Raw genomic sequence first — 1,029 nt, forward strand, 5'->3', positions numbered from 1 at the left:
CGGGCACCGTGCTGAGCCCCGCCGCCTCGGGACCGGCCCTCGGCGCGATCCCGCCCGCCGGTGCGCCGAGCGGTGCGCCCGCCGACTCCCCCGAGGCCTCGGCGAGCGTCTCCCCCGGCCCGGGCGACCCGAGGAATCCCTCGCCGTCCGACTCCCCCAGCGTCGGAGCCGACGGCGGTTCGACGGAGGACCCGACGGGCGACGCGTTCGGTCCGATCCGCCCGACCCGGTTCACCCTGCTGGACGGGGTGGTCCTCGATCTACCGGAGGCCTGGTCCGACCTCACCCTCCTCGCCACGGCCGGACGGCCGGAGCCCGTCGGTTACCTCGCCTCCCAGCCACTGGCCCGGGAGGCCGGCTGCCCGATCCGCAACGGCGTCCAGCAGCCCGTGTGCCTCGCCTCGGGGGGGCTGCTGGAAAACTCGATGATCGTCTCGTTCCGGCTGGTCCGGGACGAGAAGCTCGCCACCGAGGCAGCGGGCCGGTCGGTGCTGCTCCAGGACGTCGTGGTCGACAAGGACTGCGCGGTCCACGGCGGCACCCGGCAGCTCGTCGCGCAGCAGGTGGTCATCCCGAACGGGCAGGCGGAGGTCGTGGAGCTGTCGGCCTGTCTGCGGCGCCCGTCGCAGCAGACCCTGAGCACGCTGTACCGGGTCTCCGCCTCGGTGCGCCTGTTCGGGACGGCGACGGACAGCCCGATCACCTCGACGGGCTGACGGTCTCCCGTAACCCGGGTGGCGGAGCCTCGTTGGAGGGGGCATGAAGAAGCGCAGCATGCTGGCCGTCGCCTCGCTCGCCGTCGGCGTCGTGGCCTCCCTGACCGCTCCCGCCGCCCATGCCGCCGCCCTCGGCGGCCAGGGCGATCTGGCCGGACCCCTCCAGGGCGGGCCCCTCGCCTCGGCCTCGGACGCGCTCCCGGGGCAGGTCGGCGACGCGGGCGGCGTGGTCGGCCAGGCGACCGGCCACGTCACGGGCGAGGCTCCGGGGCTGGTCGGCCTCCCGTCCTGACGGCGTACCCGGACCGGTTCT

General features: G+C 75.5%; 1 protein-coding gene and 1 pseudogene. Both read left to right on the plus strand.

Annotated features, from left to right (window positions below; translation table 11 throughout):
* Positions 1–716 (plus strand): annotated as a pseudogene (locus tag BI06_RS32860) (hypothetical protein); the annotation flags it as partial.
* A 43-nt stretch (positions 717–759) separates the two neighbouring features.
* Positions 760–1,008, plus strand: a complete 249-nt coding sequence (locus tag BI06_RS32865) for a hypothetical protein (protein WP_030394767.1) — start codon at positions 760–762, stop codon at positions 1,006–1,008.
* The last annotated feature ends 21 nt before the right edge of the window (positions 1,009–1,029 follow it).

This window comes from Kitasatospora sp. MBT66, assembly GCF_000710405.2.
In the GTDB taxonomy this organism is placed as follows: Bacteria; Actinomycetota; Actinomycetes; order Streptomycetales; family Streptomycetaceae; genus Kitasatospora; species Kitasatospora purpeofusca.